This is a genomic window from Nitrosomonas sp., from assembly GCF_043753625.1.
Taxonomy (GTDB): domain Bacteria; phylum Pseudomonadota; class Gammaproteobacteria; order Burkholderiales; family Nitrosomonadaceae; genus Nitrosomonas.
Genome location: NZ_JAYUWI010000037.1, coordinates 18207 through 39119 on the forward strand (window position 1 = coordinate 18207; position 20913 = coordinate 39119).

General features: G+C 48.0%; 19 protein-coding genes. 6 read left to right on the forward strand and 13 right to left on the reverse strand.

Annotation, left to right across the window (positions count from 1 at the left end):
• Positions 1 to 23: 23 nt before the first annotated feature.
• Positions 24 to 1082 (reverse strand): rod shape-determining protein, encoded by a 1059-nt coding sequence (locus ACH10T_RS03635; protein WP_292926563.1) that lies wholly within the window; start codon positions 1080 to 1082, stop codon positions 24 to 26.
• 129 nt (positions 1083 to 1211) lie between these two features.
• Here ACH10T_RS03635 and gatC point away from each other — a divergent pair, with 129 nt between their 5' ends.
• From gatC to gatB, 3 genes are all read left to right on the forward strand, one after another.
• Positions 1212 to 1499, forward strand: coding sequence for an Asp-tRNA(Asn)/Glu-tRNA(Gln) amidotransferase subunit GatC (gene gatC, locus ACH10T_RS03640; RefSeq protein ID WP_394807970.1), 288 nt, complete (start codon positions 1212 to 1214; stop codon positions 1497 to 1499).
• Between the two features lie 99 nt (positions 1500 to 1598).
• On the forward strand, positions 1599 to 3047 hold the full coding sequence (gene gatA / locus ACH10T_RS03645) for an Asp-tRNA(Asn)/Glu-tRNA(Gln) amidotransferase subunit GatA (protein WP_394807971.1): 1449 nt from the start codon (positions 1599 to 1601) through the stop codon (positions 3045 to 3047).
• 44 nt (positions 3048 to 3091) lie between these two features.
• A complete protein-coding gene (gene gatB / locus ACH10T_RS03650) occupies positions 3092 to 4534 on the forward strand; it encodes an Asp-tRNA(Asn)/Glu-tRNA(Gln) amidotransferase subunit GatB (protein WP_394807996.1) in 1443 nt (480 codons plus the stop codon).
• Between the two features lie 46 nt (positions 4535 to 4580).
• Here gatB and ACH10T_RS03655 read toward each other — a convergent pair whose 3' ends face one another.
• The 5 genes from ACH10T_RS03655 to ACH10T_RS03675 form a co-directional block, all read right to left on the reverse strand.
• Positions 4581 to 5264 (reverse strand): cell wall hydrolase, encoded by a 684-nt coding sequence (locus ACH10T_RS03655; RefSeq protein ID WP_394807972.1) that lies wholly within the window; start codon positions 5262 to 5264, stop codon positions 4581 to 4583.
• 134 nt (positions 5265 to 5398) lie between these two features.
• Positions 5399 to 5878 (reverse strand): hypothetical protein, encoded by a 480-nt coding sequence (locus tag ACH10T_RS03660; RefSeq protein WP_394807973.1) that lies wholly within the window; start codon positions 5876 to 5878, stop codon positions 5399 to 5401.
• Between the two features lie 13 nt (positions 5879 to 5891).
• Positions 5892 to 6179: a YqjD family protein gene (locus tag ACH10T_RS03665; RefSeq protein ID WP_394807974.1), complete on the reverse strand. Its 288-nt coding sequence runs from the start codon at positions 6177 to 6179 to the stop codon at positions 5892 to 5894.
• Between the two features lie 725 nt (positions 6180 to 6904).
• Positions 6905 to 7324 (reverse strand): PRC-barrel domain-containing protein, encoded by a 420-nt coding sequence (locus ACH10T_RS03670; RefSeq protein ID WP_394807975.1) that lies wholly within the window; start codon positions 7322 to 7324, stop codon positions 6905 to 6907.
• 438 nt (positions 7325 to 7762) lie between these two features.
• Positions 7763 to 8176: a hypothetical protein gene (locus tag ACH10T_RS03675; protein ID WP_394807976.1), complete on the reverse strand. Its 414-nt coding sequence runs from the start codon at positions 8174 to 8176 to the stop codon at positions 7763 to 7765.
• Positions 8177 to 8549: 373 nt separating this feature from the next.
• On the opposite strand from ACH10T_RS03675, the gene ACH10T_RS03680 reads away from it, so the two are divergent.
• The 3 genes from ACH10T_RS03680 (at position 8550) to speA (ending at position 12298) form a co-directional block, all read left to right on the forward strand.
• Complete coding sequence (locus ACH10T_RS03680; protein ID WP_394807977.1) at positions 8550 to 9020, forward strand: DUF4112 domain-containing protein; 471 nt, start codon at positions 8550 to 8552, stop codon at positions 9018 to 9020.
• Positions 9021 to 9392: 372 nt separating this feature from the next.
• The gene (gene speB / locus ACH10T_RS03685; protein WP_394807978.1) at positions 9393 to 10346 is read left to right on the forward strand and encodes an agmatinase; all 954 of its coding nucleotides are present in this window, start codon (positions 9393 to 9395) and stop codon (positions 10344 to 10346) included.
• Positions 10343 to 12298: a biosynthetic arginine decarboxylase gene (speA, locus tag ACH10T_RS03690; protein WP_394807979.1), complete on the forward strand. Its 1956-nt coding sequence runs from the start codon at positions 10343 to 10345 to the stop codon at positions 12296 to 12298. Before speB ends, speA begins: the two co-directional genes overlap by 4 nt.
• Before the next feature lie 98 nt (positions 12299 to 12396).
• On the opposite strand, the gene ACH10T_RS03695 is transcribed toward speA, so the two are convergent.
• The 7 genes from ACH10T_RS03695 to ACH10T_RS03725 all read right to left on the reverse strand — a co-directional run bounded on the left by ACH10T_RS03695 (position 12397) and on the right by ACH10T_RS03725 (position 20759).
• Positions 12397 to 12606, reverse strand: a complete 210-nt coding sequence (locus ACH10T_RS03695) for a HigA family addiction module antitoxin (RefSeq protein ID WP_394807980.1) — start codon at positions 12604 to 12606, stop codon at positions 12397 to 12399.
• A gap of 95 nt (positions 12607 to 12701) precedes the next feature.
• Positions 12702 to 13574, reverse strand: coding sequence for a hypothetical protein (locus tag ACH10T_RS03700; RefSeq protein WP_394807981.1), 873 nt, complete (start codon positions 13572 to 13574; stop codon positions 12702 to 12704).
• 58 nt (positions 13575 to 13632) lie between these two features.
• Positions 13633 to 14499: a YicC/YloC family endoribonuclease gene (locus ACH10T_RS03705; protein WP_394807982.1), complete on the reverse strand. Its 867-nt coding sequence runs from the start codon at positions 14497 to 14499 to the stop codon at positions 13633 to 13635.
• A gap of 14 nt (positions 14500 to 14513) precedes the next feature.
• On the reverse strand, positions 14514 to 15560 hold the full coding sequence (locus ACH10T_RS03710; protein ID WP_394807983.1) for a metallophosphoesterase: 1047 nt from the start codon (positions 15558 to 15560) through the stop codon (positions 14514 to 14516).
• 9 nt (positions 15561 to 15569) lie between these two features.
• Positions 15570 to 17180: a peptide chain release factor 3 gene (locus ACH10T_RS03715; RefSeq protein ID WP_394807984.1), complete on the reverse strand. Its 1611-nt coding sequence runs from the start codon at positions 17178 to 17180 to the stop codon at positions 15570 to 15572.
• Positions 17170 to 19248, reverse strand: coding sequence for a dipeptide ABC transporter ATP-binding protein (locus ACH10T_RS03720; RefSeq protein ID WP_394807985.1), 2079 nt, complete (start codon positions 19246 to 19248; stop codon positions 17170 to 17172). Before ACH10T_RS03720 ends, ACH10T_RS03715 begins: the two co-directional genes overlap by 11 nt.
• Positions 19245 to 20759 (reverse strand): ABC transporter permease, encoded by a 1515-nt coding sequence (locus ACH10T_RS03725; protein ID WP_394807986.1) that lies wholly within the window; start codon positions 20757 to 20759, stop codon positions 19245 to 19247. The genes ACH10T_RS03720 and ACH10T_RS03725 overlap by 4 nt, the downstream gene beginning before the upstream one ends.
• Positions 20760 to 20913 lie beyond the last annotated feature (154 nt).

A 20913-nucleotide genomic window follows, 5' to 3' on the forward strand; every position in this document is an offset into this window, starting at 1 on the left:
AAAAGATTAATGATTCAATTTATTTAGTCACGGGCAAAAATACCAATCGACCGATCCATGTTTTCCAGAGCAATCCCGGCGCCACGCACCACACAGGTCAACGGATCATCGGCGACAATGACGGACAAACCGGTTTCCTCCATTAACAAACGATCAATATCACGCAACAAAGCACCGCCACCGGTCATAACCATACCTTTGTCGGCGATATCCGAACCCAATTCCGGCGGGGTATGTTCCAGAGCCGATTTAACCGCGCTGACAATGCTGTTCAGGGGTTCCGCCAGCGCTTCCAGAATCTCATTACTGGAAATGGTAAAGCTACGCGGTATTCCCTCTGCAAGGTTGCGGCCTTTCACTTCAATTTCGCGTACTTCAGAACCTGGGAAGGCCGAGCCGATTTCTTTTTTAATGATTTCTGCAGTAGGTTCGCCAATTAACATGCCATAGTTACGGCGGATATAGTTAATGATTGCTTCGTCAAATTTGTCCCCACCCACGCGCACAGAATTCGAATAAACAATACCGCCTAACGAGATGACACCGACCTCCGTGGTGCCGCCGCCAATATCAACCACCATGGAACCGGTAGGCGATTCAACCGGCATATCAGCGCCCAATGCAGCTGCCATAGGCTCTTCGATCAATTCAACTTTTCGGGCACCAGCGCCGTAGGCCGCTTCACGAATCGCACGGCGTTCCACTTGCGTGGAACCATAAGGCACACAAATCACAATGCGCGGATTGGCTGAAAACAACCGGGGAGGATTCACTTTCCGGATGAACATCTTGAGCATTTGCTCAGTCACGGTAAAATCCGCAATCACACCATCTTTCATCGGGCGGATAGCGGTAATATTACCCGGTGTGCGGCCTAACATTTGCTTGGCTGCGAGACCTACTTGCTGAATCATTTTCTTGCCATTGGCCCCGCTTTCTTCGCGGATTGCTACTACAGAGGGCTCATCCAACACGATTCCTTGGCCGTGGACATAAATCAGCGTATTCGCTGTGCCCAGATCAATCGCCATATCTGTTGAAAAATAGCTTCCAAGAATATTGTTGTTCAAGAAATTAAACATAGTGGCAGAATCCGTTATTAGTAATCATGATGAGAGCGAATAATAATTAAAACCTTCAAAAAATAATACGCCTGTTAAACGGAGCATGATACCCTAATACTTATTTGAATATAAGGTTACCCATATAAAATGACTTTGTCTGTTAGCGATGTAAAACGTATAGCTGATCTTGCTTATATTGAGATTGATGAAGACGAAGCAAAAGAAACTTTGATTCAGTTATCCGGTATTTTCAATCTGATTGAAACCATGCAAGCAGTCGATACCTCAACAGTAGAACCCATGTCTCACGCCCAAAGTGTCGTACAACGTTTACGTGAAGACGCGGTCACTGAAACCGACCAGCGCGAATTATATCAATCGATAGCGCCACAAGTCGAAGCGGGTCTCTATCTGGTTCCTCAAGTTATTGAATAGAATAAAAATCACTTCAATAAAGTAAACCGGAAGAACTATCTTAGAATTTAAAAACAATAATTATACGCAACATTTTATTTTTCTCTATCAGTAAATGCCATGTTTAATGCCAGTCTTAAACAGCTCTCCCTTCAGCTTGCCGAAAAAAAGATTTCCAGCACTGAACTGACAACAGAATTTCTCAAACGCATCAAGGCGCTTAATCCTGAATACAATGCGTTTATTACAGTGAATGAAGAATTAAGCCTTGCGCAAGCGCAGGCCGCGGACAAAATGCGCGCTTCCGGGCAAGCAGGCCCGTTGACCGGAATCCCGATTGCGCAGAAAGATATTTTCTGCACCAAAGGCTGGCTCACCACCTGCGGGTCAAAAATGCTGTCGAATTTTGTCTCACCGTATGATGCCGGAGTCATTGAACGCTTCAATCAGGCGGGTGCAGTCAATATCGGCAAAACCAACATGGATGAATTCGCCATGGGGTCGAGCAACGAAACATCATTTTATGGCCCGGTGAAAAACCCTTGGGATCATGCCGCAGTGCCTGGCGGCAGTTCAGGCGGTGCAGCTTGCGCAGTTGCGGCAAGGCTGGCCCCCGCAGCAACCGGCACCGATACCGGCGGTTCCATTCGCCAGCCCGCCGCATTGTGCGGCATTTCAGGCATCAAACCGACCTACGGACTGGTGTCCCGCTACGGCATGATTGCCTTCGCCTCCAGCTTGGATCAGGGCGGACCCATGGCCAAATCGGCAGAAGATCTCGCATTGCTGCTGAATGTCATGGTCGGGTTTGATCCGCGCGACTCAACCAGCTTGCAGCGTGACGCCGAGGACTATGCACGGGATCTGCAAAAACCGTTAGCTGGCTTGCGCATCGGCTTACCGAAGGAATATTTCGCCGAAGGCATGAGCAAGGATGTCGAAAGCGCAATTGAAAAAGCATTGGATGAATACCGAAAACTAGGGGCGCAAACGGTTGAAGTTTCGTTGCCGAACGCACCGTTGGCGATTCCCGTTTATTATGTGCTGGCGCCTGCTGAAGCATCGAGTAATTTATCCCGGTTTGACGGCGTGCGCTATGGCCATCGCGCTAAATCATACGGTGATTTGGCCGACATGTACCGCAAATCGCGCGCGGAAGGATTTGGCCCTGAAGTAAAACGGCGTATCCTGATCGGCACGTACGTTTTATCGCATGGTTATTACGATGCTTATTATATTAAGGCGCAAAAGCTGCGCCGCCTGATCGCCCAGGATTTTTCCGAAGCTTACAAACAATGCGACATTATCATGGGACCCACCACCCCCACCGTGGCTTTTAACCTGGGAGAAAAAAGCGGCGATCCGATCCAGATGTATTTGTCGGACATCTATACCAGCGCGGCCAATCTAACCGGAATGCCGGCGATGTCGATTCCGGTCGGCTTTGGCGATAAAAACCGGCCGGTTGGTTTGCATATCATTGGTAATTACTTCAGCGAAGCGCAAATGCTGAATGTGGCGCACCAATATCAACTGGCAACCGGCTGGCATTTACAGTCGCCCGTTTAAACCAATCGTTCATTCCTAAAAATATCAATTTAGTCGGAAAATACATCATGCAGTGGGAAATTGTCATCGGCCTTGAAGTACATGCTCAACTTTCAACGCAGTCCAAAATTTTCTCAGGCTCATCCACCGTCTATGGCGCAGCGCCGAATACCCAGGCAAGCGTAATCGATCTGGCGCTGCCGGGCGTTCTGCCGGTGCTCAATAAAGGCGCGGTGGAACGGGCGATTAAACTGGGACTGTCGGTGGGAGCGAAAATCAACTCGCCTTCCATTTTCGCGCGTAAGAACTACTTTTATCCCGATTTGCCCAAAGGCTATCAAATCAGCCAATACGAATTACCGGTGGTGCAAGGCGGCAACATTCAGATTCAAGTCGATGGCACTGAAAAAAACATCCGCCTGACCCGCGCACACTTGGAAGAAGACGCCGGAAAGTCGCTACACGAAGATTTTCATGGCATGAGCGGCATCGATCTGAACCGCGCCGGCACGCCACTGCTGGAGATTGTATCCGAGCCGGATATCCGCAGCAGCACGGAAGCCGTAGCGTACGCGAAAACATTGCATGCACTGGTGCGTTGGATCAGTATTTGCGACGGCAACATGCAGGAAGGCTCATTCCGCTGCGATGCGAATGTGTCGGTGCGCCCGCGCGGCACGGAAAAACTTGGCACACGCTGCGAAATCAAGAATCTGAACTCATTCCGTTTTCTGGAAAAAGCCATCGATTATGAAGCTAGAAGGCAAATTGAAATCCTTGAAGACGGCGGTTCCATCCGGCAGGAAACCCGTCTGTACGATGCCAACAAAGACGAAACACGCACCATGCGTACCAAGGAAGACGCCAACGACTACCGCTACTTCCCCGATCCGGATTTATTGCCACTGGAAATTCCGCAAAGTTGGATTGATCAAGTCAGGCAAACCTTACCGGAATTGCCGCAAGCGCAGCGGGATCGTTATGTTTCCGCGTTTGCATTGTCCGCCTATGACGCTTCCGTGCTGACCAGTTCTCGCGAAATGGCGGATTATTTTGACGCCACGCTCAAGCAATTACCCGCACAAGCCAAACTGTGCGCCAACTGGATTATGGGCGAGATCAGCGGGCAATTGAACAAGGAAGGCATTGAAATAACCGCCTGCCCGATCACCCCTAGCCAACTCGCCGAACTGCTCGCGCGCATCAGTGACGGCACCATTTCTGGCAAAGCCGCCAAGACGGTGTTTGAAAGTATGTGGAACGGCGAATTGGATAAAAATGTCGATGCCATCATCGAAGCCAAAGGCCTAAAACAGATTTCCGACGACAGCGCGATTGAGAAATTGCTTGATCAGGTGCTAGCCGCCAATGCTCAGCAAGTCGCTGATTATCGTAACGGCAAGGAAAAAGCCTTCAATTCACTGATCGGCCAGATCATGAAAGCCACGCAAGGCAAAGCCAATCCAGCGCAAGTCAACGCCATGCTGAAGAAAAAGCTAGATGGATAAAACCCGTCGCGTGTTACGAGCTCTCGCCAATATCAATCTACAGAGCCTATTTGGCCACGCCGCCAGCCGGTTTATAGAAGATAAACTCGCCGACCTCGGCCATCTTGGCATATTCCTTGGACCAACCGGGAACTACTTTCCGATGATGGAAGTATAAGGCGCCACCGGTTCGGTCCTTAAGTTGACGATTGAGGGCCTTGCGCGCAATTTCCTTGGCGATCACGTAGGATTCGTCCTCCTTTGCGTCATCCGAACGACCATCGCACCACCACGAGAACTGGCAGGCTCCTTGCTCTTGGCCTTGCTTGACAACGCCACAGATGGTGTTTGGAAAGCCCTCATGGCCTACCCGGTTCATAACAACATTGGCGACGGCTTCCATACCGGTATCACTCTGGCCCCTTGCCTCCCAGTAGATGCTGCGGGCAAGACAAGTGACTGCACTGTCCAACGGCTCTTCGCCGATCGGATCGACTGCTTGCGCTTGGGGCTTAGAGATGAGTTGGGCTGGAGTCGGAGGCACTTTGCTGCCATCGGGTGCGGCCTTCTCCTCCAGTACCTCCGCCTTGCTCTCGGCGATTTCCGCCTTTCGTGCTTGATCAGCCGCGACTGCCTGGCCTAAGAGAAGGCTTGTCGCAAGGCAGGTTACAATCCATATCTGACGCATACTCGAATCACCTCCAGAATAAATCAAAAAAACCCATATCCACCCAATACGCGCGATGGCCATTCGCACCAAACCTTCTGAGAGATAAAAACTTCAATTCATGCGGTGAAAAAGATAGATGAGAATTAAAGAATAAAGGATTCATGAATCATTTGAGAAACCCCATCCATATGAAACAGAAATTCAACGTCATAAAGTTATTTATCGTTAGGTTTGGTCAGATCTGATAGCGTAGTTAGTATCCGCTGTCGAAGACTCGGACTAGCACCAAGCACTATTCCAGCGATCAATGCCGTCAGCACAAAGTCGCTGCTTTTAACATTAGACTTAGCAACAATATCGCCAATTACGGCTCCCAACTGAGCGGAGGGATCATCAGCAGCTTGCTCAGGGGGATTACTGTTTTTAATCGACACTGCTCGACTTTGCTGGGCAATAACCATTAGCAAGATTGCTGCAAAGAACACCACGACACCACCCACAATTACGCCTGCTTGCCAGGGCGGAAATGTCTCTACCAACGATAAGTACAAACCATAAAGCACGAAAACCATGCCAACTACCACGGCCATCACTGCCAATCCCAATAGGGACATCACAATGGCTAATTTGACCGAACTCCGCCATAGTTTGGCATGTTCCGCAGCGACAATTTCTGCAAGTAATTTGGGCAGCATTTATGTCAACCGTTTAACGTTTATTACTCAGTAGCATACCAATCAAGAAGCCGCTGCCGAAAGCAACAAGTGCACTGGTAAGCGGACGTTCTTCGATATATTTCTCCACACTTTCTCCAGCCGCCTTAGTCTGATTGCGTACAGCTTTTCCCGTGTCTTGAGCCAAATCGACAACCTTCTCACCTTGCTTTCCTGCCTGATCCTTCACTGAAGTCATCAGCGATCCTAGTTCATGCCGAAGGGTGGTAAATTCCTTTCTTAGTTGATCCATCTCTTTGCTAAATTCATCTGCTGATGCCATGGTTTGTTCTCCTTTTGAACGAATAAATTCGATAATTGATTAACCCAGATACAAATTGTGGAATCTAAAAACCAATCTGTTAGTGCGCTGTGAATTACACTGCCCCGCACACACAATATCGCACCAATTGTCTGTTGTATGTACGGTGACGCACAAAGGATACGGATGAGATGCGTGATTGTTCTAGGTACATATGCATGCTTCGATCAGATGGTAAATTGGTCCCAGTGAGTAACGAATCATTGGGTAGATCCTGTGTATGATCAGGAATTACTGTTGATTCTTCGGAATATTCTCTATTGCCGCAGCCGGAGATGCCACCCAAAGCTGAATGAGAATAATGCCTGCCGACACGATTTGAGGTCAACGAAAATACCGATAAAACCATAGGCGACAATGCTGCCAGTCACACCGAGAATGGATAGGAGATAGCACAATTAAGTTTTATCTACTTTTGGGGAGAGAATGCACTAAAGTTACCCAGCACTACTCTAAATACCATTCAGAGCAAAGCAGTGGCGTTTAAAATTACATAGCTAGAAAATAATATCCAACTCGAGAATTCCAACAATAGGCATCGATTCGGCTAAGAATATTCTGACTTACGACCCGAGTAAGTTATCCAATCGAATAAAAATAGTGGAGATAAAAAGCCCTCTTAAAAACTAAGAGGGCTAATCCACGCGAACTAAAACAGCGAGGAAGAGGGAGAATAATCAGAACCGTTAAACACGCGTTTCATGAGTGCTTGATTCCGTCCCATAATAAGAATGGATGCTTTTCGCCCATGTTTCGTCGGCCATATTGGGCCAGTTATCCTTATCGAATCCGGGCGCTGCTTTGAGACGCTCTTTCTCCTCATTTAATACGAAACACTTGTGTTCCGTATCGAGTGTCAATGCGTCCCATGGCACTGCAAAAAGTTTTTCCCCTATCGTTAAGAAACCACCGAAGGACAGCACTGCGTAACATACTTTCCCGCTTTTCGTGTCTAACATAATATCTTTGATGTCACCCAAATCTTCGCCTTTATGATTATGGACATCATTTCCAATGAGGGTGTCTGCGCCCATCAGAGCAGGTCCGGGTCCATCTGCGTTATCGTTTTTGTACATACCATAGGTATCGCGATCTTCGTAGCTCATGTTCATCTCCTGTTAAAAATAAATTTAATGCGCTTTCTTGCGGGTATTATTTAAACCATAGTTAGCTTGGGTTTTGCCGAAGTTTTCTCAATCTTGATTTGATCTTTGCTCATGACGATCTCCTAGTAAATCACTTCGACAATTAACCGAACTGTCACACTAAACTTCTAGTACATCGTTACGGTTAAGCAACGATATAGGCAAATTCTGTGCGGGTATGTACGCTAGTACACATAACAAAATAAACAATCCGGCACAGAGTAGGAGTTAGGTAATTCTAATAAAATCATGAGGAATCATTAGAGAATATCGAATTAGACAGCATAAAAAACGACGGGACTGCCATCTTTGAGTTTGATGGCAGTCCCGTTTTATTTCAGCTTCACAGACACGTTGAAGCAGTCCTAATTAACTTGTAGCTTGATTGATTCTAGCTTCTCAATGGTGCTGTTTCGCTTTAGCTTCAGATTTGGCTTGCTCTAATATGGCTTTCGCGGCTTTTTCGCACACGTCCTTCTCATTGCCTGCTATGTCATCACATTTTTCTTTGGACACATCGTAATTCGCTTCTGCTTTGGCAACACTTACTTTATAGGCGGCTTCTTTGGAAGGTTTGAATTTAGCTTCAAGCTCTGCTTTTGCTACTTTTTCCTTTCCCTTCGCTTCGGCCACGCAGATGTCTTCTGCATTGCCAGTCAGGGATTCGCATTTTTCCTTGTCCAATTTATACTGGGCTACGATACTTTTTTCCGCTGCTTCGTGTTCATCTTTGGACATATTTTGCGCAATGCTACTTCCGCTAAATGTAAGGCTGAGCGCTACCAAGATCGAACTGATATTGAATTTATTCATTTTAACTCCTTGAGATTATTAAACAAATCAGGCAGTAATGTACCTGATTTGTTTAATCATATAGCCAAGGTGCTGATGCGTCTGTGTGATACCGTACGAATGGCGAATTAAATCAATCGATGATATCCACTGATTGAGCTTGAACCACGCATAAGCTGAATAGGAATATGTGCAGTACTTTTTGAAATGGAGATTATTTGACAGCTAAGTGCGACAGCGCACGGACACTAAGCTTATTGATTGCCAATATATATGAACCTGTTTCATTTAGAAATTTTGCAGATTACGTATGAATTGAGTGACCAAACAGCATGATAGTGGCAGAACCCTGACACGCAAGGCGGCGAGGAATTAAATCCGAAAGGGATAAAGCATGGACAAAGCACAAACTAAACAAGACAAATTAAATCGACTTGCATGGTTAATGGATAGCTACTTTCGTATTCCAGGCACACAGATACGTTTTGGCCTGGATGGCCTAATTGGATTGATCCCCGGATTCGGAGATGCATTAGGCGCAGTAATCTCAAGTCATATCCTGACACAAGCAGCTCAGATGGGTGTTCCGAAGTCTATTCTTCTGAAAATGGCATTCAATATTGGATTTGATGCCATTCTGGGCATTATTCCTGTTATTGGAGATGTATCAGATATCGTCTGGAAGGCCAATCAACGGAATGTACAATTGCTAAATGATTATCTAAACCAACCGGAAGAAACTGTAATTCATAGTCGTTTATTTGTTGGGGTTTTAGGTTTATTAGCATTTAGCATAGTAGTTTTGATTGGTATATTTAGTTTTCTGGTGATGCGTTGGCTTTGGTTATCAGTCCAAGGAAACTGAATCTGAAAAATTATACAGCCCCTCCCCTATTAGCTTGCCTCAGTCAAAAGCCTAAATATCATCTTGCCAAGAAAGTGGCTTAAAAATTAACTTTACCCATCGCTGTTGCGAACAATGCATTCGTTTTGGCATTGGCATTGGCATTGGCAACAAAATACTTTACACCAACCATCCATCTGGATTAACGCATATTTCTGGAGCTTACGCGCAAAGGAAACTGAAGGCACTAGTCGAACGATATTTGATGGTAGATCATAATCACATGTACTTAAACATACTGCAAAAGCAGCGTGTTTGACTATACATGAGGCTTTACGTATATTGAACTGAGCAAAAAAGCGTTTATTTTTTATGCTATGGCGAGGAGTATTTATGCATACTTGGGATAATGGGTTTCGTGGCAAACCGGGACAGGGCATTTCGCATACCTTAAGTTTCGGGGGAGCAACCAGTTTTTTTCGCGTACCTTATCAGGCAGATCTGACAGGGGTTGATGTGGCTGTAATCGGAGTACCGTTGGATATTGCTACCACCAATCGATCCGGCGCGCGATTGGGACCTCGCGCCATCCGTAATGCATCGTTGTCGCTGGCATGGGAACGTCCATGGCCATGGCAAACGGACCCGATGACTGCACTGCGTGTGATTGATTACGGCGACTGCGAGCCCGTTGACGGGGACTTGTTGAGCGTGTCCCATATCGAGAAACAAATCGCCCATATTATCAACTCGGGAGCAGCCGCTCTAGTGCTTGGCGGAGATCATTTTGTCGCTTACCCCAGCTTGCGGGCTCATGCCGCCGCATATGGTCCTATTAGTCTGATTCATTTTGATGCCCATACCGACACTTGGCCTTCCTCCGGCAATGGCATCAATCACGGCACCATGTTTCACCAGGCGGCGTTAGAAAAGATTGTAAATCCCGTATCGTCGACACAAATTGGTATCCGCACCATCAATGAGGATACGATGGGTTTCCATATTGTTTCTGCGGCAGAAGTGCATGAGCTATCCGGCCGCGACATAGCTCGGCAAATACGCGAGCGGGTGGGGAATTCTCCGGTTTACATCACCTTTGACATAGATTGTCTGGATCCGGCTTTTGCACCCGGTACTGGCACGCCGGTACCGGGTGGATTGTCAACCTTTCAGGCGCTGAACATTATCCGTGAACTTAAAGGCATCAATCTGGTGGGTATGGATGTTGTCGAGGTGGCACCTGCTTATGATCATGCTGAAATTACTGCGCTTGCGGCCGCGCAGATCGCTATTGAGTTGTTATGTCTTTACGCTGAAAATCACACACAGCGAAAAAAATCCCGATGATAAGTGCTGCAGTAACACAGCCTGACTGGTCCTGCGCCGATTCACAGGCACTGTATGCGATGGAAAAGTGGGCAGATGGTTTTTATTCAGTGAATGAGCGGGGCCATGTCTCGGTTTGCCCTATAGAAGGCCAGACACTGCACATAGATGTCATGGATGTAATTCGCGCAGCTCGCTCCGAAGGTGCTTCTCTACCCATGCTGATTCGTTTTCAGGATGTGATCAGTTCGCGCGTGCGGCGCCTGAACCAACAGTTTCAGATGGCGATTCAGGACAGCGGCTACGAAGGAACCTATCGCAGTATTTATCCGATTAAAGTTAATCAGTTGCAGGAGGTGGTGGCGGAAATCCTGGAAGCCGGCAAAGAATTTAGTATTGGACTGGAATGTGGCTCCAAAGCCGAGTTGTTGGCCGTGCTGCCACTGATTGCCGATGAGACACTGTTGCTTTGCAATGGTGTTAAGGACTGCACCATGCTGACCCTCATGTTAAATGCACAACAGCTTGGGCAGCAAGTGGTGCCGATTATTGAAAAATATTCGGAGTTTGAGCAGCTGATGAATCTGGCCGAAGCGCGCCAGATGAAACCCCGGTTAGGGGTGCGATTGAAACTGAACACGAAGGGATCGGGACGTTGGTTTGAGTCCGGCGGGGCCAGTTCCAAGTTTGGATTGACTATTCCGGAGCTGGCAAAACTAATACAGACACTGGAAAACCGGAAAATGGCCGGGCAGCTGGAATTGTTGCATTTCCATTTGGGGAGTCAAATTGCTGATATTCAGGTGCTGCGGAGTGCAGTCAAAGAAATCATGCAGATTTATGCAGATTTGATGTTGCGAGGTCTGCAGATCAAATATATGGATGTCGGTGGCGGACTCGGGGTGAATTACGGTGGTGACTATGACAATCCGGAATCATCCATTAATTACGGATTACGTGAATATGCCAATGTAGTGGTGTATACGGTTAAAGAAATCTGTGATGAGCGACAGGTACCGATGCCGAATCTCCTGTCAGAAAGTGGCCGCGCCCTCACCGCACATCATTCCGTGCTGGTGGTTCCTGTGTTGGGAGTGCACAGACCGGATAGTCCGCCGATGTCTGATTTGCCGGTTCATCTGCCTGCCACAGTGTTACGCATGGCGTCGGTATACAACGATACACAATCTGCAGAGAAAAGCGGTGTGTTGCTGGAATGTTATCACGATGCGCAGGAAATCCGTCAGGAAACCGAGCAGATGGCGCGATTGGGTTACCTGTCTGTTGAACATATGGCGCAATCGGACAGTTTGTACTGGAGTATTTGTCGCGAAGTGCTGCACAAGTTAACTGCGGCTGAGTCGACCCCGGTCTCGGCCGAGCAGATGGAACTGGAAAAGCAGCTCACGGACATGTATCTGGGAGATTTCTCAGTTTTTCATTCAATTATCGATCACTGGGCCATCGGACAAATTTTCCCGGTGATGCCCCTGCATCGATTGCAGGAAAAACCTGTGCGGCGCGGTCAGTTAGTGGATCTGACTTGTGATTCGGATGGTAAGGTAAGTCAGTATGTGTCATCGTCCGGCATCAGTGACTGCCTGCCCCTGCATGATTTTCGTCAGGATGAATCCTACTTTCTGGGTATTTTTCTCGTCGGGGCTTATCAGGAGATACTGGGGGATGCGCACAATCTATTCGGACGCGTGGATGAGGTACACGTTTATGCGAAAGCAGAAGAAGCGAGCGGTTTCTGGATAGAAGAATTGCTGAAGGGAATTAGTGTCAAGGAAATGCTGAGCCAGGTGCAATATTTTCCCAATGACCTAGGCCGGCGCATGTCGGAATTTATTCGCCGGCAGATAAACGCGGGACGTATCAAGCCTGCGGAAGGAACACGAATTCTTAATAATTATACCCAGCGCCTGGGAGATACTACATATTGTGATGTCGACTCCAGTGAATCGCTATAGCTATCAGCAGCAACCAATCAAAAATATTAGGAGCACTTGCGTAGAATTTGCACATTAATTGTAATGGTGCACTTCCGACGATAATTTCATTACCACGTTCAATCTGCTGATACATTAAAGAACTTCGCCAGTCTCAACGCGATCCTCGGTGTAACACCGCGCTTTTGATTGACCAGTTCGTTGACACCCTGATACGGAACATGGATAGCCTCCGCCAATTCCCGCTGGCTGATACCCATCGGTTCCAAAAATTCAGCACGAAGCATTTCACCGGGATGTGTGGGTTCTCTATCGGTTGGGATGCGCATGGGGATAAGGATTGTAGGGTGTCAATAAGCAAAGCGCATTGCACCCGGGCGTTTTCATTCGACGCAATACAGATTGCGGACCACACGGCCTTGTTTCATTCATTCAATTTTCGTGCTTTTAAGGTTTCCAAGCGACGCTTCAGATCTGTACTCAACTTGGCTAGGCCCTCACCGTTCTGCAAATATCTGATATGTCGGATTGCCGCTACATCGAATGGGATATCTGCATCCGATTGCGCGATCAGGATTACCTCTCGACCGAGTGTATGAGCAATACCCATCTCGTAGAACACATTGGCATTGCGTCCGCTGAGGTCGCAGACGACGACCGTGGCTTTACAAAGCAGGAAAGCGATGTCCTGAATGACGTGGTCATTTTCCCAAATGTCATCTGCACGTTGACAGATCATATCTGCCTCACCAATGGCAATCTGCAGAGCTTCATACACCGGTTTAAAGGCAGCATCATATGGCATCATTACAGCGACCAATTTGTCATTAATGGGTTCGTTTGTAAGATCAAATACTTTCGGTTTGGAGCGTTGACCGATTCCATGTTTTAACAAGATCTTGAAAAGATCAATATCCTTAATGGACCAATGATTACGAGATGATTCAGGAATACGGGCTTTGGTGTTAATGTGTAAGTCATCAGCAGCGGTTGAGAACAGCAGTGTATTAGATATTGGTGGGATGTCTGGATCAAATATGTACTCAAGGTGATACTCGGTTCCGATCAGCTGAACGCGCGTGAGAGTTCCGACCCGAGCAGATGGTTGGTTGCCATCCCAACTGTTTTCGTTTGCAAACACCGTTGGCAGCTCTATTACTGCGCGGAGATCAAGTACACCATCTGGTGCAAATCGTGTTTTGAGATGTTCTGCCGTGTACTCGAGGGTTCGACCGCTGTCCATGGTTCCGCGGCTGGAGCTCCAGCCGGTGCTATTGGTGACTAATAGATTGAACATGTTCGCCTATAATAATCAAAGTGTACGATAATAACGAACCAAATTAAGTTTATTCACATCACTCAATATTCTGCACCTGCTCCCGCATTTGCTCAATAATCACCTTAAGTTCCATCGAAATCCGGGATATTTCCAGATCCACCGATTTCGAGCCGATGGTGTTGGCTTCGCGGTGCAGTTCTTGCATCATGAAATCCAGCCGTTTACCGACGGAGCCGCCTTTATTCAGAATGCGTTCCACCTCATCCAGATGCGCTTGCAGGCGGGATAATTCTTCATCCACATCAATTTTTCCGGCGAACAGCGAAATTTCCTGGTGGATGCGATCATCTTCCTGATTGCCTAGAATTTCTTCCAAGCGGGTGCGCAGTTTTTCCTCAAATGCGGCAATCAGCGTTGGAATGCGCGGGGAGGCGGCGATCAGGAGCTGGCGGATTTGGTTGAGGCGTTCCAATAAAATGGATTTCAGTTTATCGCCTTCACGTATCCGGGCAGCTTTTAAGTCCTCCAGCGCGGCTTGCAGTAGCGCTATGCCAATTTCACCGGATTCCTCCATGGGTGAATGGTCGTTTCCCAGCATGCCTGGCCATTTTAGGATTTCCGCGACGGTTAACGATGGCGCGGCAGGGTGGTGTGTTTTGATCGTTTGTTGTAATAGTAGGAGATTTTCTAATAACGCGCTATCCAGTTGCTGATTTTGTTCTGCTTGCATAGAAGGAGAAAGATTCAAGCGGCATTCGACTTTACCGCGGCTGAGTTGGGTGGCCAGCAGTTCCCGCATCGCGGGCTCTTGTTTGCGAAAATCGTCCGGCAAGCGGAACTGGACATCCAGATACCGGTTATTGACAGAACGAATTTCCAGGCTAAAAGAACCATGGGGTGTTTCCTGAGTTGCGATGGCGTAGCCAGTCATGCTGAAAATCATGATAGAAAAACTTCCTACTTCAAGAATGGTAATGGAATGGATAAGTCGAAAAAACTATCGTTACAAACTGCCGGAGCCGGTTTCCGGTCAAGTAAGCCGGTTACCGTAAAAGGCATTGCTTGGTTTTTCGGATCAAACAGGATCTGGCTGGCATCGACATATTTGATATCCCCGGGTGCGTTGAGCCGCCAAAGATTGGGAATTTCTGTGTACGGTTGATTCAGACAATAGGCTAATGTGTCACCGTGAATCACCAAAACCGGTTTCTTAAATTGCAACGCTTTAGTTTTAATCAACTCACGTATCATTCGGTATCCATCGCACTCAGTGCGATTTTCTGCTGAGCAAACAGGTTTGTCATGATCGAAGTCAAACATGTCCGTATGGAAGGCAATCACTATCGCTTGCGCGGATTCTGCCGCTGCAAATAATTGCTGCAGCCATTTCCCATTGGATTGGTCGCGATGATCCGCTTCATCCAATGCAGCTTGGATGTCACTGCGAAGAATTTCCTTTCTGCCATTATTGTTGCCGGGAATATGCAGTGTCGCGAAAACGACCAGACCAATTTCCCATAGGGCATTTTCAATAAGACATTCCTGCCGGATAAGGCCCGGAATGTCTTTCGTTAATTGATGCGCATCTTGGTGAAAGAAAAGCTGGCGCAAAGTGTTGAGCCGCTCCAACTCGTCATATCGCGCGGAGATATTGAATCGATCACAATCTGCCCAATCATTATCGCCGGGGGTATACACTATTTTATGCGGATTGAGTTGTGCGATCTGCCGGTAATTGTCTTTATATAATTCATCGGTGCAGCTTAACCGGCCTCTCTTGAAATCTCCCAGGTGGATCAGTACCGTGGGATTGAGTGCTTTAATGGCTTTGGCGATAGCGCCATCGGGATGTTCCAGCAGAGCAGATTCCGTGTCGGTGTAGGGCATGTCGCCGATGACAACAAAACGGACTGGTTTTTCAGCAGCGGAATGGGCTAAATCACTGGCGAGTGCCGAGGAAGTTAAAAGGATCAGTGATATAAAAAACCATGTCCATTTCACCATGTTTTGTCATTATCCATTCATATGGCTCTGAAAAACCAGGCCGGCATGTTCGCGCAGTTTATGAAAACGAATAGCAGGCCAGTTTTCTTGCGCAACACTCAGTTCCGCACCGAAAGACGCCAGAAAGGTCGGCGCATCCACAGCATCATAAGCGATACGATGGGAATTCGCTTCAATAAACCGCTGCAACTCACGTGAGTCTTCACAGGTAACCCAGCGGGCTAACTGATATTTGGCTGGGGCGATACGCGCTGCGACAGCATATTCATGCTGCAGACGATGCGTTACCACTTCAAATTGCAATGTACCGACAGCGCCGAGTAACAACATATTGCCCAAATGCGGGCGGAATACTTGAATAGCGCCCTCTTCACCCAATTGCGCCAACCCTAATTTCAGTTGCTTACTGCGCAACGGATCGGCAATTTCTACGGTGCGAAAAATTTCCGGTGCAAAAAAAGGCAATCCGGTAAATTGTAAAATTTCGCCTTCGGTTAAGGTATCGCCCAATTGCAGCGTGCCGTGATTGGGTATGCCGATGATGTCGCCGGGGTAGGCTTCTTCAAGAATATCGCGGCGCTGGGATAAAAAGGATACCACCGTACTGGTGCGGATATCTTTACCGCTGCGCGCGACTTTTAAATTCATGCCGCGCTTGAAGTGGCCGGAACAAACCCGGACGAATGCAATGCGGTCGCGGTGCGCCAGATTCATATTGGCTTGAATCTTAAATACCATACCGGAAAATTTCTTTTCATCCGGCAGCACTTCACGCTGGATGGCATTACGTGATTCGGGCGATGGCGCCAGATCAACCAGGGCATCGAGGATTTCCCGGACACCGAAGTTATTGATCGCGGAACCAAAGAAAACCGGCGTTTGCTTGCCGGTAAGGAATTCTTTGTGATCGAAAGCCGGTGAAGCGCCTTTGATTAAATCGATCGCCTGCAATGCGGTCGACAGATCGCTACCAAAGCGTTCATGCATTTTAGGATCATCAAAATTCGTGATCACTTCTTCTTCATGACCGATGCGATCCGATCCGGCTTGGAATAAGCGCATACAATTATTTTGCAGGTCGCATACCCCGCGGAAGTTGCGCCCCATGCCGACAGGCCAAGTAAAGGGTATCGTAGACATTCCGAGTGTGCGCTCAATCTCATCAAGCAGATCCAGCGGTTCGCGGACTTCCCGGTCCATTTTATTCACAAAAGTAACTATCGGCGTGTTGCGCGCGCGGCAAACTTCCAGCAGGCGCAAGGTTTGTGCTTCCACACCATTGGCGGCATCGATCACCATCAGCGCGGCATCGACGGCGGTGAGTACGCGATAGGTATCTTCCGAGAAATCCTGGTGACCGGGAGTATCGAGCAAATTAATCACGCAATTGCGGTATTCCATTTGCATGACCGAACTGGCGACCGAAATCCCGCGTTGCTTTTCAATTTCCATCCAATCCGAAGTCGCATGCCGGCTGGCTTTGCGTGCTTTAACGCTGCCGGCAATATGAATGGCACCAGCGTACATCAGCAGTTTCTCGGTCAGCGTTGTTTTGCCCGCATCCGGGTGTGAAATAATGGCAAATGTTCGGCGACGCGCCACTTCGTTATTAATGCTCATAATTTTCAGAACCTTGTTCCTGTGGATAAAGAAAACAATGGGCAGTGTGCGTTGTACTGAATGCACTGACGGGCGGGTAGGATTCTCGGCAAATGGGCATAGCTTTAGGGCAACGTGGATGAAAATGACAACCGGCAGGCGGTGAAGCTGGTGATGGTAAATCGCCTTTTAAATGGATAATTTGCCGGTCAGGATCGGATTGGATCTGCGGTACAGATGACAGCAGTGCCTGAGTGTAAGGGTGCTTGGGGCAGCCGATTACCTCATCAATGTGCCCATGTTCAACGATCCTTCCCAGATACATCACAGCAACCTCATCAGCCAAATATTCTACGACAGCGATATTGTGGGTAATAAACAAAAATGCAAGTCCTAAGTTATTCTGCAGCGATTTGAGCAAATTCAAAATTTGCGCCTGAACGGATACGTCCAGAGCGCTGGTCGGTTCATCACAAATCAACAGCTTGGGGTTAACAGCCAAAGCGCGGGCAATCGCGATGCGTTGCCGCTGACCACCGGAAAATTCATGCGGAAACCGCCATTTTACATCAGCGGGTAAACCAACGCGCTGCAATAACGCATCAATCTCTTTTTCTCTGGAAGGAGCGGATGTTTGGTTATTGGCGTCCGTGTGATCAATTCTTTCGACATGCAGTGCATTCATACCCTCCTGCAGAATTTCAATAATTCGCATGCGCGGATTCAACGAAGAGTAAGGATCTTGAAAAATAATCTGAAACTGCGAGCGGATTTGCCGCAACTGGCTTCTGCCTAGCGCGACCAATTCCTGATCTTTGAAACGCACGCTACCGGCTGTGGGTTGAATCAATTGTAAAATGCTTTTGCCGATCGTTGTTTTACCGCAGCCGGATTCACCGACGAGCGCCAAAGTTTTACCGGCAGCAATTTTCAGCGACACCCCGTCGACCGCTTTGACATGACCCACAACGCGTTTGAATAATCCTTTCCGGATCGGGAAATGCACTTTGAGATCGGTTACCTGTAATAAGAGAGAGGCTGTTGACGCGTGTGCTGTTTGTGCAATGTTTACAACATTCCGTATAGCACTGTCTGCCACCAGGTTGTTGGAAACGTGCATCGAATCTTTGTCATATAAATGACAGCGAACCTGATGTTGACCGGAAACCGGATGCCACTGCGGAATGGTGTCACGGCACAACGGCAGCGCCTGATTGCAACGATCGACGAAACGACAGCCTGAAAATTGTTGCGATAAGGGCGGCACATTGCCATTGATGACGGCTAATGCTTGATCGCGTTTTTGTTTTCCGGGCAAGGAGGCAAATAATTGCTGGGAATATGGGTGGGCAGGATGATTAAAGAAATCACCCCGGGCTGCCAGTTCGACAATTTCTCCCGCATACATCACGGCGACGCGTTGCGCCATTTCGGCCACTACCCCCAAGTCATGGGTAATCAGCAAAATCGCCATGTTTTTGCTTTGCTGGATCTGCCGCATCAAATCCAGCACTTGTGCTTGTATGGTGACATCCAGCGCAGTCGTCGGTTCATCCGCAATGAGCAATTCCGGTTCACCGGCAAGCGCCATAGCTATCATGGCACGCTGTTTCATCCCGCCGGAAAACTGAAACGGGTATTCATGCATGCGGCGCGGCGCATCCGGTATGCCGACTTGTTCCAGCAATTCTTGAATACGCAGTTGCGCGGCTTGCCGGGGCAGTTCGAGATGCTGCTTCAACACTTCATCAATTTGCTCGGCGATAGTCATAACCGGGTTCAGGCTCAGCATTGGTTCCTGAAAAATCATGCTGATGCGCTTTCCGCGGATTTTGCGCATTTCGGTTTCGGGCAATTGCAGCACATCGGTGCCATCAATTTTGATCTGACCGGCAACAATTTCACCGGCATCGGGCAGCAAACGCATAATCGACAGTGCTGTCATCGATTTGCCGCATCCGGATTCACCTAATAAGGCAAACGTTTCTCCTGGTGAAATTTTTAGCGTTAACCCATCGACCGCCCGCACGGGGGCCTCACCGGTGTGCAGCAGCGTCTGCAGATTTTCTATGTCCAGCAGGATTTTCATGGATGTTGAGACGGTCCTGACGGCGTGATTGCTTCCGGGGATTTATTTAACGGAATGGCATTTTTCTTTTCTGGGCGATGAAAAAAACTGTTTCTTTGTTTCAATATCCGGGTGCGCGGGTCGAGTGCGTTTTGTACTGCATCGGCAAAGAGATTGGCGCTCAGTACCAATGTGAACATAAAACCAAACGCTGCCATCAACGCCCACCAAACCATCGGTTCACGCGCCATTTCCAGGCGAGCGGCGTTGATCATCGTGCCGAAGCTGATTGTGGAGGGATCCACGCCGACGCCGACATACGATAAAACAGCTTCGGCTAAAACCAGGCCGCTGAAATCCATCACGGTTGCGATCAACACGATGTGCATGACATTCGGCAAAATATGACGGCTGATAATGCGCCAATGCGAGACGCCAAATGCGTGGGCAGCTTGAATATATTCCAATTCGCGCAATTTCATCGTTTCCCCGCGCAATAAGCGGCATAGCCCGGTCCAACTGGTAATCCCAAGAATAATGCACAGGAACAATAAACGCAGATCCGCCCGTGAGGCAATCGTTTCGAAAATTTCCGGGTGCGTTTCGATATACACTTGCATCATCAATACGGCGGCCGCGATCAATAAAACACTCGGAATAGAATTCAGCGTGGTGTAGATATATTGAATAACATCATCGATCCAGCCGCTGAAATAACCCGCCATAATGCCCAGCAGCAACGCGAACGGCAGCATAATCAGCGTGGTTAAGGTACCGATGACCAATGCGACGCGGATACTTTTAAGCGACTGATACAAAATATCCTGCCCGACCTTGTCCGTGCCCAAAACATGATAATGCGATGCCAGTGTGAATACGCAGCCGATTAGCATCAGCAGGATTAGCAGTGTGATTAGTATGGCGTACCAGGGAGTCTCGGTAGTGCGGCGCCAAATTGCGGACAGGTTTTGCAGGAAGCTTTGCTGGTTGCGACGCGCTAGAAGCATACATAAACTAGCAACCAGGATACCCCAAACCAATAGGCCATATCCCAAGCCTGCTGCGCTACGCCATATAATATCGCTAATGTGTTCTATTTCCGGGTTTTGCAGGTGCGCACCGCCATATTCAAGTCGTGCGAAGGCGCGCACTTGCATGCCATCCGGAAGCTCAATCGTTTCTTTTGCGTAGAGATGAGATGCCAGTGGCGCCGAATAAGTTTTCTCGACATGGGTACGCAACGGTGTCACCACAATATCCAGCAGACTCAACACTTCAACACTGTAGATCTTTTCCCCGTCATTGGTTTTATGCTCAAGAACTGGGCGGAAATGCACGGTATCCAATAAACCAACCACCAGGAAAAAAACCAGAATAGTGAGAGCAGACATCCCGCTGGCGCTGTACCCGACGCGCTTCCAGGGCGTCAGCAGGTACTCGTGATGACGGACATACCCAATAAAAAAAAGTACGATAGCGACAAATAAATAAATGAGCGCATCTGTCCACAGAATAATCGGGCTAAAGGGCATGGTCGGAAAAGTAAGTGCTGTGGCAGTGATGTCGCATTAATTACAATTGATTACTTATATCATAAATGAATGCTGTGATTTTTTGAAAGTTTATGGCTATGGGTAAACAAGTGATTGTACAAACAGTCGAGCTGACGAATACTCAATTATAGAG

Bases quoted from the DNA above. Each gene is read 5' to 3' on its own strand.
- ACH10T_RS03700 (WP_394807981.1), bottom strand. From the start codon at position 13,574: ATGTTCAATCTATTAGTCACCAATAGCACCGGCTGGAGCTCCAGCCGC.
- gatA (WP_394807971.1), top strand. From the start codon at position 1,599: ATGTTTAATGCCAGTCTTAAACAGCTCTCCCTTCAGCTTGCCGAAAAA.
- speB (WP_394807978.1), top strand. From the start codon at position 9,393: ATGCATACTTGGGATAATGGGTTTCGTGGCAAACCGGGACAGGGCATT.
- ACH10T_RS03665 (WP_394807974.1), bottom strand. From the start codon at position 6,179: ATGGCATCAGCAGATGAATTTAGCAAAGAGATGGATCAACTAAGAAAG.
- gatC (WP_394807970.1), top strand. From the start codon at position 1,212: ATGACTTTGTCTGTTAGCGATGTAAAACGTATAGCTGATCTTGCTTAT.
- speA (WP_394807979.1), top strand. From the start codon at position 10,343: ATGATAAGTGCTGCAGTAACACAGCCTGACTGGTCCTGCGCCGATTCA.
- ACH10T_RS03705 (WP_394807982.1), bottom strand. From the start codon at position 14,499: ATGATTTTCAGCATGACTGGCTACGCCATCGCAACTCAGGAAACACCC.
- ACH10T_RS03710 (WP_394807983.1), bottom strand. From the start codon at position 15,560: ATGGTGAAATGGACATGGTTTTTTATATCACTGATCCTTTTAACTTCC.
- ACH10T_RS03680 (WP_394807977.1), top strand. From the start codon at position 8,550: ATGGACAAAGCACAAACTAAACAAGACAAATTAAATCGACTTGCATGG.
- ACH10T_RS03725 (WP_394807986.1), bottom strand. From the start codon at position 20,759: ATGCCCTTTAGCCCGATTATTCTGTGGACAGATGCGCTCATTTATTTA.
- ACH10T_RS03670 (WP_394807975.1), bottom strand. From the start codon at position 7,324: ATGAGCTACGAAGATCGCGATACCTATGGTATGTACAAAAACGATAAC.
- ACH10T_RS03655 (WP_394807972.1), bottom strand. From the start codon at position 5,264: ATGGCCATCGCGCGTATTGGGTGGATATGGGTTTTTTTGATTTATTCT.
- ACH10T_RS03660 (WP_394807973.1), bottom strand. From the start codon at position 5,878: ATGCTGCCCAAATTACTTGCAGAAATTGTCGCTGCGGAACATGCCAAA.
- ACH10T_RS03715 (WP_394807984.1), bottom strand. From the start codon at position 17,180: ATGAGCATTAATAACGAAGTGGCGCGTCGCCGAACATTTGCCATTATT.
- ACH10T_RS03720 (WP_394807985.1), bottom strand. From the start codon at position 19,248: ATGAAAATCCTGCTGGACATAGAAAATCTGCAGACGCTGCTGCACACC.
- ACH10T_RS03695 (WP_394807980.1), bottom strand. From the start codon at position 12,606: ATGCGCATCCCAACCGATAGAGAACCCACACATCCCGGTGAAATGCTT.
- ACH10T_RS03635 (WP_292926563.1), bottom strand. From the start codon at position 1,082: ATGTTTAATTTCTTGAACAACAATATTCTTGGAAGCTATTTTTCAACA.
- ACH10T_RS03675 (WP_394807976.1), bottom strand. From the start codon at position 8,176: ATGAATAAATTCAATATCAGTTCGATCTTGGTAGCGCTCAGCCTTACA.